The sequence below is a fragment of the Arthrobacter alpinus genome (genome assembly GCF_001445575.1).
GTDB lineage: Bacteria > Actinomycetota > Actinomycetes > Actinomycetales > Micrococcaceae > Specibacter > Specibacter alpinus_C.
On the sequence record NZ_CP013200.1, the window covers coordinates 811,446 to 826,648 of the forward strand.

General features: G+C 60.4%; 15 protein-coding genes, 3 tRNA genes and 1 pseudogene. 12 read left to right on the forward strand and 7 right to left on the reverse strand.

Features of this window, described 5'->3' with window-relative positions:
• Positions 1-6 precede the first annotated feature (6 nt).
• Positions 7-1,461, reverse strand: coding sequence for an NCS2 family permease (locus AS189_RS03485; RefSeq protein WP_062286355.1), 1,455 nt, complete (start codon positions 1,459-1,461; stop codon positions 7-9).
• 275 nt (positions 1,462-1,736) lie between these two features.
• Here AS189_RS03485 and AS189_RS03490 point away from each other — a divergent pair, with 275 nt between their 5' ends.
• Positions 1,737-2,321 carry a copper resistance CopC family protein gene (locus AS189_RS03490; protein WP_062292865.1) on the forward strand — a complete coding sequence of 195 codons (585 nt, stop codon included), beginning with the start codon at positions 1,737-1,739 and terminating at the stop codon, positions 2,319-2,321.
• Positions 2,322-2,433: 112 nt separating this feature from the next.
• Here AS189_RS03490 and AS189_RS03495 read toward each other — a convergent pair whose 3' ends face one another.
• From AS189_RS03495 to AS189_RS03505, 3 genes are all read right to left on the reverse strand, one after another.
• A complete protein-coding gene (locus AS189_RS03495) occupies positions 2,434-3,090 on the reverse strand; it encodes an NAD(P)/FAD-dependent oxidoreductase (RefSeq protein ID WP_062286356.1) in 657 nt (218 codons plus the stop codon).
• 100 nt (positions 3,091-3,190) lie between these two features.
• Positions 3,191-4,498 (reverse strand): D-arabinono-1,4-lactone oxidase, encoded by a 1,308-nt coding sequence (locus AS189_RS03500; RefSeq protein WP_062286357.1) that lies wholly within the window; start codon positions 4,496-4,498, stop codon positions 3,191-3,193.
• Positions 4,495-5,808, reverse strand: a complete 1,314-nt coding sequence (locus tag AS189_RS03505) for an amino acid deaminase/aldolase (RefSeq protein WP_237759960.1) — start codon at positions 5,806-5,808, stop codon at positions 4,495-4,497. The genes AS189_RS03500 and AS189_RS03505 overlap by 4 nt, the downstream gene beginning before the upstream one ends.
• 211 nt (positions 5,809-6,019) lie before the next feature.
• On the opposite strand from AS189_RS03505, the gene AS189_RS03510 reads away from it, so the two are divergent.
• A complete protein-coding gene (locus tag AS189_RS03510) occupies positions 6,020-7,018 on the forward strand; it encodes a universal stress protein (protein ID WP_062286358.1) in 999 nt (332 codons plus the stop codon).
• A 92-nt stretch (positions 7,019-7,110) separates the two neighbouring features.
• On the opposite strand, the gene AS189_RS03515 is transcribed toward AS189_RS03510, so the two are convergent.
• Together AS189_RS03515 and AS189_RS03520 are read right to left on the reverse strand one after the other, a co-directional pair.
• On the reverse strand, positions 7,111-8,628 hold the full coding sequence (locus tag AS189_RS03515; protein ID WP_129587139.1) for an NlpC/P60 family protein: 1,518 nt from the start codon (positions 8,626-8,628) through the stop codon (positions 7,111-7,113).
• Positions 8,629-8,795: 167 nt separating this feature from the next.
• A complete protein-coding gene (locus tag AS189_RS03520) occupies positions 8,796-9,203 on the reverse strand; it encodes a metallopeptidase family protein (protein ID WP_062286360.1) in 408 nt (135 codons plus the stop codon).
• Positions 9,204-9,411: 208 nt separating this feature from the next.
• On the opposite strand from AS189_RS03520, the gene AS189_RS03525 reads away from it, so the two are divergent.
• The 10 genes and pseudogenes from AS189_RS03525 to AS189_RS03570 all read left to right on the forward strand — a co-directional run bounded on the left by AS189_RS03525 (position 9,412) and on the right by AS189_RS03570 (position 13,295).
• A tRNA-Glu gene (locus AS189_RS03525) sits at positions 9,412-9,484 on the forward strand.
• 98 nt (positions 9,485-9,582) lie between these two features.
• A tRNA-Asp gene (locus AS189_RS03530) sits at positions 9,583-9,656 on the forward strand.
• Positions 9,657-9,713: 57 nt separating this feature from the next.
• A tRNA-Phe gene (locus AS189_RS03535) sits at positions 9,714-9,789 on the forward strand.
• Between the two features lie 219 nt (positions 9,790-10,008).
• Positions 10,009-10,512: a hypothetical protein gene (locus AS189_RS03540; RefSeq protein ID WP_129587140.1), complete on the forward strand. Its 504-nt coding sequence runs from the start codon at positions 10,009-10,011 to the stop codon at positions 10,510-10,512.
• A 108-nt stretch (positions 10,513-10,620) separates the two neighbouring features.
• Positions 10,621-11,034: pseudogene (locus AS189_RS03545) on the forward strand (Asp23/Gls24 family envelope stress response protein); the annotation flags it as partial.
• A gap of 122 nt (positions 11,035-11,156) precedes the next feature.
• A complete protein-coding gene (locus AS189_RS03550) occupies positions 11,157-11,348 on the forward strand; it encodes a hypothetical protein (protein ID WP_062286362.1) in 192 nt (63 codons plus the stop codon).
• Positions 11,345-11,719, forward strand: coding sequence for a hypothetical protein (locus AS189_RS03555; protein WP_062286363.1), 375 nt, complete (start codon positions 11,345-11,347; stop codon positions 11,717-11,719). Before AS189_RS03550 ends, AS189_RS03555 begins: the two co-directional genes overlap by 4 nt.
• The gene (locus AS189_RS03560) at positions 11,716-12,315 is read left to right on the forward strand and encodes a DUF6286 domain-containing protein (protein ID WP_062286364.1); all 600 of its coding nucleotides are present in this window, start codon (positions 11,716-11,718) and stop codon (positions 12,313-12,315) included. Before AS189_RS03555 ends, AS189_RS03560 begins: the two co-directional genes overlap by 4 nt.
• Complete coding sequence (locus AS189_RS03565) at positions 12,312-12,932, forward strand: hypothetical protein (RefSeq protein ID WP_062286365.1); 621 nt, start codon at positions 12,312-12,314, stop codon at positions 12,930-12,932. The genes AS189_RS03560 and AS189_RS03565 overlap by 4 nt, the downstream gene beginning before the upstream one ends.
• 69 nt (positions 12,933-13,001) lie before the next feature.
• Positions 13,002-13,295: a hypothetical protein gene (locus AS189_RS03570; RefSeq protein WP_062286366.1), complete on the forward strand. Its 294-nt coding sequence runs from the start codon at positions 13,002-13,004 to the stop codon at positions 13,293-13,295.
• 67 nt (positions 13,296-13,362) lie between these two features.
• Here AS189_RS03570 and AS189_RS03575 read toward each other — a convergent pair whose 3' ends face one another.
• Positions 13,363-14,994 carry a glycoside hydrolase family 13 protein gene (locus tag AS189_RS03575; protein ID WP_062292871.1) on the reverse strand — a complete coding sequence of 544 codons (1,632 nt, stop codon included), beginning with the start codon at positions 14,992-14,994 and terminating at the stop codon, positions 13,363-13,365.
• Positions 14,995-15,203 lie beyond the last annotated feature (209 nt).

Below are 15,203 nucleotides of genomic sequence, written 5' to 3' on the forward strand. Positions count from 1 at the left end.
GTCGGGTTACTTGACCCCGAACATGTCCTCAATGACGCCGATGCCGAAGAACAGCAGGAACGCTGCGGCCACGGCCCACATCAAGGGGTGGACTTCCTTCGCGCGGCCCTGGAACAGGCGAATCAAGACGAACGCGATGAAGCCTGCACCGAGGCCGTTGGCGATCGAGTACGTGAACGGCATGAGCGTGAAGGTCAGGAAGGCCGGGATGCCGATGCCCCAGTCGGACCAATCGATCTTGCCCACCTGGGAAACCATCATGAAACCAACCACCACGAGGGCGGGAGCAACAGCTTCGAAGGGAACCAGCTTGATCAGCGGGGTGGCGAACATGGCCACCAGCAGGAGCAGGCCAGTGACAATCGACGCCAGACCCGTGCGGGCGCCTTCGCCAATGCCGGCACCGGACTCAACATAGATTTGGTTGGAGGAGGCAGACGCGCCACCACCGGCGATGGCGCCGAAAGCGTCAACGAGCAGGACCTTGTCCACGTCCGGGATGTTGCCATCCTTGTCCATGGTGCCAGCCTCTGCGGCAAGACCCACCATGGTGCCCATGGCGTCAAAGAAGATGCTCAACAAGATCACAAAGGCCAGCAGGATTGCGGCCAGGGCGCCCAGCTTGGAGAACGCACCGAAGAGGTTGACCTGACCGATCAGGGACAGATCGGGCCACGACCACGCCGAAAGCTGCGGCGATACCAAAGACCAGCCCTGCGGGTTGCTCGTGGTGCCGTCGAAAGAGGGGCCAATGTGCAGCGTCATCTCAAGGATGTTCGCGAGCAAGGTGGAGACCAGGATACCGATCAGAATGGCGCCCTTGACCTTACGCACCACCAAACCAATGGTCAGGATCAGGCCGACCAAGAACACCAGAGTGGGCCAGCCCATGAGCTTGCCGTCAAAGCCCAGACCAACCGGAACCGTGGTGCCGGCGACGTCGGGGATGCGGCGCACGAAGCCGGCGTTGACCAGACCGATCAGCGCAATGAACATACCAATGCCCACCACAATGGCTGTCTTCAGGCCCTCCGGAACAGCCCGGAAAACCGCTGTACGGAAGCCGGTCAGCACCAGAATGAACATGGTGATACCGGAAAGAACTACCAGGCCCATGACATCGGGCCAGGTCAGCCCCGGGTTGGTGGCCACCGTGACGGCGATGAACGCATTGACGCCCAAACCTGCCGCGAGGGCGAAGGGGTGTTTAGCCCAAGCGCCCATCAGGATAGTCAGGACACCGGCCACGAATGCCGTCACGGCCGCAACGCGCTCCAGTCCCAGCACTTCACCGGTGGAGTCGGCACCGCCGAGGATCAGCGGGTTCAGCACCACGATGTAGCTCATCGCGAAGAACGTGGCGAAACCACCTCGGATTTCCCGCGAGTAGTTGGAGCCGCGTTCGGTGATCTTGAAGTATTTGTCGACCGCTGACAGCCTGACATCCGTTTTGGTAGCCATGTAAAGAGCCCTCCGGGCAAAGTGAAAAGAAATTAAGTTATTCGAGGAAATACTAGCTGGTAATGCAGGGGCGGGAGATAGTGGTGGCTGCTGGAATTTTCCTGCACCATGAAGCACGACGGCGTCGCCTGGCTCACGGGTTGGGCTGCCCTTTGTGCCGCCCCTGTTGGGTAAACTCCCATATTGCTGGGGTAACGTGAGGTGGCATTGCCCCAACGATCAAAGGACGTTCCGCCGTGATTCCTCCCGTCAGTCGCCGCTCTGGTGAGACGAACATGACATCAAAAACACTGGTGCGCCGATCTTTGGTGGGTGTATTGGCAGTCTTGCTGGTGTTCTTTGCTCCGTCGACGGCGGCCTTCGCCCATGATGCAGTGACAGAAACTTCCCCGGCAGATGGTTCAACGGTGGCCACCGTCCCGGAGCAGATTCAGATCACTTTGACCAACACACCCGCTGTTATCGGCTCGCAGGTGTTGGTGGTTGACGAGGCTGGCACCAATTGGGCCTCCGGTGATGTTCAGGTCCTCGACAAGGCAGCCACCCAGGAGCTGCGCCCCGGAGCTCCTGCAGGAAAGTACACGGTTCAGTGGCGCCTGGTGTCCTCCGATTCCCATCCCATTGAAGGCACGTTTAGTTTCACTGCAACCGCTGCCAGTTCGGCCTCTGCCGTGAGCCCAGCAGCTGGCGCAGGTGCAGGGCCAGTTGTTTCCGTCCAAGCCCAGCCGGAACCCCAGGCAGAGCCTGTTGCCGATGATTCAGCGGTGCCGTGGAGCATCATTGGCTTGGCCGTTGTCCTGGTGGGCATTGTGGTTGCCATGGTGGTTGTTGCCCGACGAAGGCTTGCTCGCGAAGATTAGTCTTTCCACCAAAAGCCCGCTGCCTATCCCACGGGGATAGGCAGCGGGCTTTTGCCGTTTAGGGCTGTGCTGCTGTGCGAGTGTGTTGCGGTGTTGCTGTGTTGCGGGAGCCTCAGGCGATCGCAGCGACCTGGCCCGTTTCCATGGCCGCAATGCGGGAGGAAATGGAATGACTGGCTCGCTTAGCCTGGTGCAGGATTTCTTGGGTGGTGGGGATGGCTAGATCGCCCACGCCCACCAGGTAGAGGCCCAGGACATGCATGCCCGTGCGTACGTCGCTGGCGGTGGACACGCCAACACTATGGAGCACCTTGCGCAATTGGCTGAGAGCACCTCGGGTAAAGACAATGCTATGGGCGGTGACGGTGCCGGTTGTTGTAAGCACTCGCCATTGGTGGGCTGCGGCCATCTCGCCGTCGTGGTGTGTGAAATCCAGGGCCTGGGTTGCCGGGCGGATGTCCAGCTCGTTGCGCCGGGCGTAGTGCTCCAGCAGCCGGACAATCTCGCTCCGTTCACTCAGGGCTGCCAAGCTGATGCCGCCCGTGGTGGGTGGTGCCGTGGGCTGCTTCAATGGACTTGAGCTATCCACCACGATGGTCTTGATACCTTGCCGGTTGAGCTCGGCCGCGATGGCCAGAGCGGAGAATCCGGAGCCAATCACCATGGTGGTGGTGCTTTCAGTGGTTTTTCCCTGCAATACTGGCGCGCTAGGGGTATGCAGCGGCACTGTACTGGCCCGGGGTAGGGCAATTTTTGTCGCAGCCATCATGGGCAAATGCCTCCTCGAACGGTAGGAGAATTCACGGTCGTCACAGACCAGGAAGGACTGTGCCGTAGGGCGGATCAAACTGGTGGGGATGCTCTGTAAATCAGAGCAGCACCCGATCCAGATAGGCGTTGCGAAACACTCTTTTGGGATCGAGAACATCCCGAACACTACAGAACTTTTCCAGGTCTGGGTAGAGCTCTGAAAAGTCTTTCGATTGGAGGAAATGCCACTTGCCCCAGTGCGGCCGCCCAGAGTGTGCCCGGAAGATTTCTTCGGCGGCCCGGAAGTACTCCAACGGCGATGTTTTCACATGTTGGTGGATGGCGATATAGCCGGTTTCGCGCCGGCTGGCCGTTGACAAGGCAATGTCATCCGCCGCTGCGCTGCGGACCTCTACGGGGAAGGAAATCTGTAGTCCACGCCGGGTGATCATGGTGTCCAGCTCGGCCAGTACTGTGGGGATTTGGGACAGCGGCAGGGCGTACTCCATTTCCCTGAATCGTACTGTCCGCTGTGTGGCAAAGACCTTGTGGGAGACATCGCCAAACTCCCTGTTGCCGGTGAGCTTGGCGGCCATGTTGTTGATCTTGGGGATCAAGGAGGGCACCTTGGCAGAAAAGTTGCACAGGGCAGAAAAGAGGGTGTTGGACAGCAATGTGTCATCCACCAGATGAGAGGCCAAAGACAAGGCCTTCACTCCCTGGGGCAGCCCGTCCGGCTCATAGCGGGTGTTGGTTTTAGTCAGGGCCGTCTGGGTATGTGGAAACCAGTAGAACTCAAAGTGATCGTGGGCGGCGTTGCGTTCGGACAATGACTCCACCACTGCTGCCAGCGGCTCCGGCTGTTCCACCGCATGGAGCATGAAAGCATCCACGCACGCCAAGGTGACCTCGACAATGATGCCCAAGGCGCCAAGTCCTACCCGGGCCACCGCGAACAGGTCTGGGTTCTCGGTAGCGGAACAGCGCTTGACCTCGCCCGTTCCCGTGACGAGCAACAGAGCGCGTACCTGAGTGGCAATGCCGCCATATTTCAAGCCGGTGCCATGCGTACCGGTGGAGATGGCGCCGGAAATGGACTGGTGATCAATGTCGCCCAAATTTTCCATAGCCAGCCCGTACGGTGCCAGCAACGCGGGAATCTCATACAACCGAGTGCCGCCAGCAATCGTGACGAGTTTTGCTTCACGGTCCACTGTGAGCAACCCGCTGATGCGATCCAGGCGCAGCTGCATGCCACGGGTCAGGGCAATATCGGTAAAGCTGTGCCCAGCTCCCACAGCCTTGATGGTGCCACCGCCGTCGGCAACGGCCGTGACCAGCGCCGAGACTTCGCCCACCGTGCTGGGCAGGTTCACGGCGCTGGGCCTGCAGCGCTGGTCACCGGCCCAATTCCGCCATTCACTCATACAAACGCTTTCCCTTCCCCTCGATAGGTGAGCGCTCTGCCCACCCTTTGGCCGCCGTCGAGAATTTCCAAGGCGTCAACATGCTCACAGACCTCTCCGGACTTGGCATGCCGGAACCAGACTTTGTCACCTAGGGCCAAGGTGCTGGCCGCAGTCCCGCGCAGGGGTGTCTGCACCTCACCGGCGCCCTCAGTGGCAATGAGGGACAACCCCGCCGGGTGGACGGCCACGGGGGAGCGGTCGTTTCCGGCGGGGCCGGAGGCAATCCAGCCGCCGCCCAGAACCGTAACCATGTCAGGTGCCGGGCGTCTCACCACGGGTGCGGCAAATCCGACGGCGTGGGCTGGGGTGAAGCGCGAATAGCCGTCAAACAGTGTGGGGCCGAATAGCCCTGAACCGGCCGCCAGCTCCGTCACGGAAGGATCGCCGGTGGTCAATTCCAAGCTGCCGGTGCCGCCGCCGTTGACGAATTCGAGATCGCACACATTGCGCACGGCAGCCACAACGTTGGCACGGCGATGCAGGATCTCGGCCATGGACTGGCGCTGGATCTGCTTCAGAAGCTGCGACTTGGCTAGATCGGCCACCTTGTTTCCCGAGTGAGGAGTGTCCTGCAGGCCAGCGATTTGGGCCTCATACGCCATGATGCCCGTGAGGCGGAATAGAGCCGTGTTACCGTGCCGGTAGCCGTTGATGGCCAGCGCCAGTGCGATGGCATCGGTGCCGGTGCGCACAGGGGATCGGTACACGCCGATGTGTCCAAGAGCGCGCCCGGCCACTGTGGGCCGCCAAGAAGCATCCAGATCCAGACAGAGCCGAATGGGGGAAGCTGGACTGAGGGACGCAAGCGTTGCTGCCATCCAATCCAGCTGTTCCGAGGAGTCCACCATCAGCGTCACACGGGCGCAGGCCACAGGATCGGTGGCTAGCGCTCGCAGGGCAAGGGGATCGGCCGTGGGGTAGCCCACCACAATGTCTGTGAAAGCATCCGAGGGATCCGCGGCAAGCCACAGCGCCTCCGGGAGGGTAAACCCCAGCACGCCGGCAAATCCAGGCTGAGCCAGCACGGCACGCAGAACCTCTTTACTCCGGATGGACTTGCTGGCCACCCGAATAGGCTTACCCGCGGCCCGCCGCAGCAAAGACCCGGCATTGGTGGACAGCGCCTGCACATCCAAAACGGCCAACGGAGCTGACAATTCTGCACAGGCTGAATCCGCCTCATCCCAGATGGCATCCTGGGCGCCGGAGACCGCAGCCAGCTCACCGCTGAGGCCGCGCGCCACGGCCGCATCAAGCAGTTTCAACATGGACGCCTACTTTCCTACTTGCGAGTAATGTCAACTTTGTCACATGTGGGGCCGTAGATGAATAGAAGGCAGATGAAGTCATGTTCGGCGCTCGCCGCACAGCAACTTGACGTGCATCACTGAACCCGCAATAGTCACAAGTACAGGCCGCGACGGTGAGGCATTCGATGTTTTTTGGTCTCTCCGGTACGTACGAACTAGGAGGCGCATCATGTCCAGCCAAGAGCAATCACCCCAAGACGCAGCGCACGAACCCATCCCCGCACCAACTGGGATTGTGGTGGGAATCGATGGATCCAAGCAGAGTAATTGCGCCTTGATTTGGGCGGCTCGGGAAGCCAAATTGCGCAAAGTTCCGCTGCATCTGGTCACTGCCTACACCGTGCCCATCTTTGCTGCCTCGGGTCTCGACGGCGGTTACGCAACCGTGGACGACGACGTCATCCGCCAAGGTGCCGAGGCTGTCCTTCGCGAATCTGCCGCCACGGTGGCCCACCTCGACATTGAGATGGACGCCCGGGTCGAAAACGGCGACGCCGCAGGCGTCCTTCTGGAACTGAGTGAAACTGCCGAACTGCTAGTCTTTGGCTCGCGCGGCAGGGGTGGTTTCATAGGCAGGCTTTTGGGTAGCGTCAGTTCCGCACTGCCGGCCCACGCGAAATGCCCCACCGTGACCGTGCCCCTGAGCTGTGCTCCGCGGCTGGAGGCGGGCCCTGGGAAGTCCGGCGTTGAGATTGAAAAAGTCGTCACTGTGGGCGTGGATGGTTCAGATCAGGCCCGCTATGCAGTTCTTGTGGCAGCCGAACAGGCGCAGCGAGCTGGCTGCTCCCTGCGGATCATCTGCGCTGTCCAGCCCTACACCGGATCGCTGGCCTGGTTGCCTGCGCCGGTGGATCGCGAGGCGCTGTTTGCTGAGATCCGGCTCCAGCTTGATGCCGGTGAAAAATGGCTGCGCAACCACTTCCCGAAACTGCCCATTGAGGTCCAGTTGCTGGAGGGGTCCGCCGTCGAAGAACTCGTCAAGGCTACCGAAACCACGGAACTTGTGGTCATGGGAACTCGTGGCCGGGGCGGTTTCGCGGGCATGATGCTCGGCTCCACCACCGACGGCGTACGGCACCATGCCAAGGGCCCCATCATGGTGGTCCGGGACAGGGAAGATCCCCGTCAGGATGACCGATCTGCCTTTGGTCCGCTGCTGCAGGCTTGAGCCGCCGGTAGATCCTGGTAATGCCGTGAGCCGTGGTCCTCTCCTCTGCGGGAGAGCACCACGGCTCACGGCATTTGTGCGGGCTAGCTGCGTCAGTACCTAGCTGCGTAGGGGTACAGCGTCATGTAGTTGGGGACCATGTCCGACAACCGTGTGACGGCCACGGGCTGGCTTTCATTCAGCGCCTGGACCACCTGGCCATTGCCAATGTAAATGGCGACGTGGCTGAATCGGCCATTGCCGTCTTCGTTGAAGACCAGCAGGTCACCGTATTGCATCTGGGACAGTGGCACCCGGAGCGGAGCGGCCCAGAACTGGTCCGAGCCCTGGCGCGGAACTGACTTTCCGGCAGCGGCAAAGGCCTGCTGGACTAGGCCGGAACAGTCAAAGGCGTTGGGTCCGTTGCCGCCCCATTGATACCGGCTGCCAATCTTGGACATGGCGTAGTTGACCATGACCTTGGTGTAGCTACCCGACGGTGCAACGGGTGGCTTGATCACTGGCGGCTTGGGAGGTACCACCGGTTTCGGCGCTGGTGCTGGCGCTGGTGCCGGTGCGACAGGAGGTTGGGGAGTCTGAACGACCGGTGGTTTTGGAGCTTGCGTGACAGGAGGCTTCGGCAGCTGCGGCGCGGGGCTCACCGGCTTCGGTGCGGGGCTCACCGGCTTTGGCGCCGGTGCTGCTGGAGCCTTAGGAACTGCGGGAATCACGGCCGGCGTGGTGTCGGTTGCCGGGGGCTGCACTGGTGCCGGCGCATCCTTGGACGCTGCAATCTGCTCCTTGAGCGCCTCGTCGCGGGCTTTCTGGGCCAGGGCGTCAACCCTAGCGCCTTCCAAGGCCACGGTGGTGTTGTGCAAACTCGCCAACCGCTGCAACAAGACATCGCGTTGAGATTGGTTGTCAGCCACTACGGTGGCCTGAGCATCGGCCGCGCTTTGGGCCAAAGCCCGGGAGGACTCGGCCGTTTCCGTGGCCTCCTTGGCGGCGGTGCTTGCAGCCAGTGCTTGAGCATCCAGTGCTGCCGAGGTTGAGGCAGCGGACTCGGCCGAGGCGAAGGTATTGGCCCGATTGGAACTCAGAGCCATGAGGGTGGACGCCTTGTATAGGGCATCATCGCTGTCTTCGCTGGTGACCAGTGTCTGAACACTCAGTCCCATCCCGCCGGACTTGTATAGATCACCAGCCAACTGCCCCAACGCCGTCTTGGCCTCTGAATTAGCGGTACGGGCAGCGTCCGATTTTGCTTTCGTTGTTTCCGCTTCGGCTTGGCGCTGCGACAACACCACCAGAGCCTCTGTGTAGGCATCGCTGGCGCCCAACGCGGCCATGCTGGTGGCCTGCAGACGGTCATTTGCAGAGCTGAGGATGGCTTCCAGTTCGGAGGCCGCTGCGGCTGTGGCTGCTTCGGAGGTCTTGGCCTTGGCGATCTCGTCTTCACTCGGGATGGCGGGAAGGTGGGGAAGCGGGGCGAACTTTTGGAACGCCGTCGAACTTAATGCACTTGTGCTAAATGCCTGTGGGGAGGCCGTAGCGGGGGAGAGCAGGGCGGCAGAAGCCAAAGTGACACAAGCCAAAGTGGCGGTGCCACGAACCAAAAAGCGCATACTCATCCAGAAGCCTCACTGCAGGTCGGGTGGTAAATGCTGTAGCTCACTAAGAGCGCAAGCCGGAGGCTGTTGACTCACGGCGCATTTACCCAGCTATCCAGACCCTACGGCCCCGCAGAATGCTTTGGCAACACGAAAAACACCAGTCACATAAACCACAACAGTGTCATTTAGCCCCAGCCGAGCTCGTGTAGCCGCTCGTCGCTGATGCCGAAGTGGTGGGCAATCTCGTGAACCACTGTCACGGTGACCTCATGAATGACCTCATCGCGGCTGCGGCAGATATCCAGAATGGGCTGGCGAAAAATGGTGATGCGGTCAGGCAGGGAGCCGGCGTCCCACCAGGAATCACGCTCGGTTAGTGGAGTCCCCTCATAGAGGCCAAGCAGGACGGTATCCGGATGTTCGCCAGGGGCCGGCTCGTAATCGTCGGCGATAAAGATGGCCACATTGTCCATTTCAGCGCGGACGCGTGCGGGGATCTGCGTCAGTGCCGCTTGTACGGCAGCATCGAATTCCTCCTCGCCCATGCTGAATGGGGCGAAGGATGGGATGCCAGACAGGGGGTTGTGATGCATGACTCAATCCTAGTTCAACTATCGCGAAAACACGGGGTTTTTGGGTTCCGGGGAGGCGCCCCCAGGGGTCAAAGAGGGCTGTTTTTAGCCAGTCCGAGCCGCTTGGCGGATCCTCGTTTTGTGTTCTGGGCAAATAGGCCCTATAGTTTTTGGAGTCCACTTGGAACCGAGGCGCTGGAAACGACGCCGAGGCAAAAAGGATGACTAGGCCCCCATCGTCTAGCGGCCTAGGACACCGCCCTTTCACGGCGGCGGCACGGGTTCGAATCCCGTTGGGGGTACTTGCGAGTGAGTGGTAAACCGGATGAAAAAATGCTGGTACGCTATTACTCGTGAAAATCACGCAAACGTGTGAGAGAAATAAAAGCAGTAAATGTATGGCCCTGTAGCGCAGTTGGTTAGCGCGCCGCCCTGTCACGGCGGAGGTCGCGGGTTCGAGTCCCGTCAGGGTCGCTATGGTTTTCTTGGATGGTTCAAGAAGATCTGGTGACGATATTTTCAGATCACCAAGGCTCTGTAGCTCAGTTGGTAGAGCGTTCGACTGAAAATCGAAAGGTCACCGGATCGACGCCGGTCGGAGCCACCAGCAAGACCCCTTAGAAATAAGGGGTCTTTCTTGTTTTAAGCGTTCTGCTCATTCATAATCCGGTCCAGCTCAACTTCGGACTGACTTCGCAATGCCAACGCCCATGCCAATGACAACGATATCGCCGCCGTCAGCAGAGCAGCATGATGTCCTGTGTCACAATGACCATGAGAAGTTCGGAAGCGCTCCGCCAATGGCGGAAGAAACTTAGGGGTCCTCGTGCAGATGACAAAAACCATGCGGAGATTGTTCGGCTTGCTGGCAGCTTTGCTCCTGACGTCCATGGTGAGTACCGGTTGCTCCTTGATCCCGGACGCTGGCAGTTCAGGAGGGGGCTCCTCGACCAGCCAAACCAGTGACGCGCAGGATCAGCAGCGAGACCCGGTTCCGTCCGAGGGAGCCGCTGGTGGCTTAGTTCCTGATCTGGGCGGGCTGACAGGTAATGCCGAGGCATGTCTGAGTGTCACGGCGGTGGTCTTGGCAGGCAGCACCTTGGCGCTCCTGTCCAAGTTCGATTCAGGCGGTGAAAACACCCGGAAGCTGGCCGATCAGGTGAAAGAGTCCATGAAGAAGGTCCCGGCTGAGCTCAAGGGAGATCTGGAAAACCTTTTGAAGGTTGTCAATGAGACTGCTGTGGACGGCAAGGCGTTCGATGAAAACAAGTTCAAAACGGCCATGGAGCCTATTGGCGCATGGGTTGATAAGAATTGCGGCGGCCAGTAACGGCAGAGGTTTTCTGTACTGCAGCTAGCCGAGGTGGGGGCCCGCGGCGTTGCCCCCCAACTTTTCGGTGAATAGGCTTACCGTAAAGGAAACAGAAAGGGCGCGTTGATGGACTCGCACGACTTAGCAACAGGTAATTCTGCTCCCACCAACCTCACCGTAGGCGAAGGACGAACAGTCATTGCCGAAACGGCTGTGGCCAAGGTGGTTGGCATTGCAGCCCGCAGCGTACCGGGCGTGCATGCGCTCGGTTCGGGTGCTTCACGTTCCATTGGAGCCATCCGCGAAGTGGTGGGCGCTACCGATCTCACCCAGGGCGTCAGGGTTGAAGTTGGCGAGTCCCAAGTGGCCGTCGATCTGGTGCTGATGGCCGAATACGGTTACCCGCTCCAAACGCTGGCCAATACGGTTCGGGCAACGGTCTACACGGCAGTGGAGGAACTGGTAGGCCGCGATGTCATTGAGGTGAACATTGAAATTACGGATGTGTTCATCCCATCCGCTGACGCGGAAAAGCCTGCCCCCAAATCCCGGCTTTCGGACCGTTTGAGTAGTGCAAAGTCTGCAGCAACCCCAACAGCAACCCCAACAGCTGCCGCGACGCCGGCTCATAGCATCGCGTCAACAGAAACAGAGGAACAACTGTGAATCTCAGTGTTGTTTGTGCAGCATTTGGTGCGTTCCTGGCATTCATGGCCTTCGCCTTTGGCTTCTGGGGCTTTATTATCAGCGCACTCTTCATCGCTGTGGGCGCCTTTGTAGGCCGAGCCGCCAGCGGAAAACTTGATTGGCGCGGTGCTCTTGATGCGCTCACGGGCCGCCGCTCGTCGTCGTGAGTGAGGAACTGGTGCCCGCACGCGATCTTGCCGGCCACAACCGCATCAGCACGCAGGCGCTGAGCTCGGTTGCGAAGGCTGCGGCGGCGCAGATTCTGGCCGTCCCTCCCACCCAAGTGCGGGTCAGCTGGAATGACGACGACGGATTCTTGGCTTTATCTATTTCCTCGCCCATGGGCGCCCCACCCTTGAGTGCGGTCAGCCGGGATCCCGATCGGCTCAAGCAGGTCGGGGGCAGTGTCCTCGCCCGTGCAACGGCAGCCAAAGCCAGTATCCTGACGCAGGTTGAACACCTGAGCGGCTCGCGCCTGAGCCGCGTTGACGTCCGGATTTCTGGGCTGCTGGTGCGCGAAGAGGGGAGGGTTTTGTGAGCGGCCCGACTCAAGAACGTCCGCAGGACTTGGACCGGCACATTCTGCGCCGGGAGACGCATTCTGCCCGGTCCGGTGCCGCGGTCATTGCCGCCTTTGTGGTGGCCGTTGCCGCCCTATACTTCATGCTGGAGTCGATGCTGGCCGCCTTGGGTCAGCCCACGTGGCTTGCCAGTCCCGGAATGATGTTGCAATGGATTGCCGATCTCCCCGGCGATACCCCGCGGGCGCTTCTGGCCGCAGCCGGGGTGCTGCTGGCCCTTTTTGGTCTGATCTTCTTGTGCCACGGGATCCTGCCTGGCCGGCGTGCTCGGCACATAATCAGTCATCCTCGAGTTGCCATAGTGGTGGACGATGAAGTGGTTGCCTCTGCTCTCGCCAAAACTGCGCGTGTTGCCGCCGGGGTGACCCGAGAACAGGTCATGGTGGTAGTTTCTGCCCGCCAGGTGCAGGTCAATGTGCGGCCCACCTCCGGGATTCCCTTGTCTGAATCGCAGATCCAAGGCGCTGTGGAGGCGCAGGTGGCTGACATGGGCTTGAACCCCGTGCCGTCCGTGAGCGTAAAACTAGCTGACAGTGGGGTGATTGGCGTATGAACGGCACACCGAGAGCCCTCAATAGGTTCCTGCTGAGCGTGATTGGGCTGGTCTTGCTCGTTGCAGGGGCGGGAGCGGGCGTTCTTGCCGTGAGCCCCGCTGCGGCCCGCTGGTGGCAGGGTTACGCGCAGGCGCAGCTGGACTGGTTGCTGGACGTGGAGGCTCACACGCGGCTGCTGCTGACCTCCCAGAGTTGGATTTGGCTGGCCGTGGCGGTGTTCTTCCTGCTGGTGGCGATCGTGATGATTTCTTGGATTGGCAATCAGGGCAAGGGGCGGGCCAGCACGTTGCTGGACTATCAAGGAAACGCGGACGACGACGGAGCCGCCGGAGCGGTTAAGCTCAGTTGCGCTGTGGCCGAGCATGCCCTCAAGAGTGCGCTGATGGAGCGCACTGACCTTGTGGGCGTCACTGTGACAAGTTATGACTTCCGGCGACAGACGGCTATCAAGGTACGGGTTTTGCCCCGCCAAGGAGTCTCACCCCACAAGGTGGCCGGTGAGATCGCGGATCTGGTTGCGGCGTTGGATGAGCTGCTGGGCTTTGAAATTCCGGTTCTCCTGAGCATTGGAAGCGGTGCGAGGTCACGGTTCACCAAAGCTGAACGAGTCCGCTAGTCTCGTTTCATCATTACCCCTGAGAATTGCTCGCTTGGGGGCCCATAGCAAAGCATTAAGGAAGGCATCATGACTGAAAACAATGCAGGCAACGGCGCAGAGGCAGTAGACAAGGCCAAGGATTTCGCCGCTGACGCTGTGGAAAACGTCAAGGACTTCGCCGGAGACGCAGCCAGCAAGGCCAAGGATGTAGCGGCTGACGCAACGGAAAACCTCAAAGACTTCGCCGGTGACGCCACGGAGAACATCAAGGAGTTCGCTGAGGACGCTGCCGAGAACGTGAAGGAATTCGCGGGGGATGCTGTGGAGCACGCCAAGGGTCTTGGCGCCAAGATTGCCGGCATCTTCAAGCACGACAAGTAACTAGTCTCGTTGAAGAGGGGCGGCGAACGTACTCACGTTCGCCGCCCCTCTTCTCTTGCCTCCGGAGTTACGTGGTGATCCAGACGGCCGAGTTTGGTGCCAACATGGTGTTGGATATTGCATCCGGTCCGCTGGCCAGAATCACGCGTGCTCCTTCAGGTATTGCTACCGGAATACGGCCTACGTTCGCCAAGACGGAAATTGCCCCATTGCTAAACGCGACGATTCCGGACTTCGGTTGGTGTTCCGGGGACCATTCGTGCGTCCCCGCGCCAAGACGATGCGCCGAGCGCAGCGCCAGCGCGTTGCGGTACAGCTCAAGGGTAGAACCGGTTGTTCTGCTCTGCACGTCCGCGGCGCAGCGCGCAAAGGATTCTGGTTGAGGCAGCCATGGAGGGGCGGCTGGCCCATCGACCGTCGCGGCTGAACTGAAGCCATGCCCCGGCGCTGCCGCCTCCCACGGAAGCGGAACCCGGCAGCCATCGCGGCCGCGCTCAACCCCATGCGTTCGAAAAAATGCCGGATCCTGCCTCACCGACGCATCCAAGGTTGTATGCTCGGGCAGGCCGAGTTCCTCGCCTTGGTACAGATATGCCGAGCCCGGAAGGGCAAGCATCAGAAGAGTGACGGCACAGGCGCGGGCCAGGCCCAAGGCTTCATTGGGCTGTTCGTCCTCAGCGCTGATCCCCTTCGGGAACGTTGTGGGGTCCGTCAACCCAAAACGGGACGGATGGCGGACGGTGTCGTGGTTGGAGAGAACCCACGTGGTGGGCGCACCAACGGAGGCGTTTGCGGCGAGCGAACTATCCACCGCCGCGGTGATGCGTTCGGCATCCCAGCCGGCCAGTAGGAACTCAAAGTTAAACGCTTGCTGCATCTCGTCCGGACGAACATACAAGGCCAACCTTTCTGGCTGCTCAACCCAGGCCTCGGCAACCAGCATGCGGTCGCCGTCGTACTCCTTCAGTATCAGGTTCCAGGCGCGGTAGATCTCGTGTACGCCGTCCTGATCGAAGAACGGCGACGGCGGGTCTATGGCAGGCTTCTGCTGATGATCCTGATCCGTGCCTGCTTCCGTGCCGCTCTCATCGCCGGAGACCATAGTGGAGTGCCCATCCCAGTCCGGAAGGCCGGCAGCCTTGACCATTCCATGCGCCACATCCACGCGGAAGCCGTCCACTCCACGGTCCAGCCAGAACCGCAGCACGGACTCCATTTCATCGTGGACTTCCGGGTTTTCCCAGTTCAGATCCGGCTGCTTGGTATCAAAAAGATGCAGGTACCACTGGCCCGGCACTCCGTTTTCCATGAGCCGCGTCCACGCCTTGCCGCCGAAAATTGAACGCCAATTGTTCGGCGGCTCATTGCCGTTGACACCATTTCCGTCACGGAAGATGTAACGGTTCCGGGCTGCCGAACCTGCAGGGGATCCGAGTGCCTCCTGAAACCACACATGCTCGTCGGAGGTGTGGTTGGGGACAAGGTCAACGATGACGCGCAGCCCCAGTCCGTGAGCCTTACGCAACATTTCATCAAAATCAGCCAAGTCACCAAACAAGGGGTCAATCCGGCGGTAATCAGCCACGTCATACCCGGCGTCAGCCTGCGGCGAAACGTAGAACGGCGACAACCAAACAGCATTCACACCCAGGTCTGCCAAGTACCCCAATTTCCCGGAAATTCCGGGCAGATCGCCCATGCCGTCACCATTGGCATCTGCAAAGGAACGCGGGTAAATCTGGTATATCACGGCACTGGACCACCAGGGCTTGGCTGCTGCGGGCTGAAAAGTTGTCACGTTGTTCCTCCTGAAACAAAACGGTAACGAATTTGTGTAAGCGCTTGCACTATTGCATCACAGCTTATTAGTGTGGGCTACACCACTCTATGCAGCGCCATGAGCTAGGC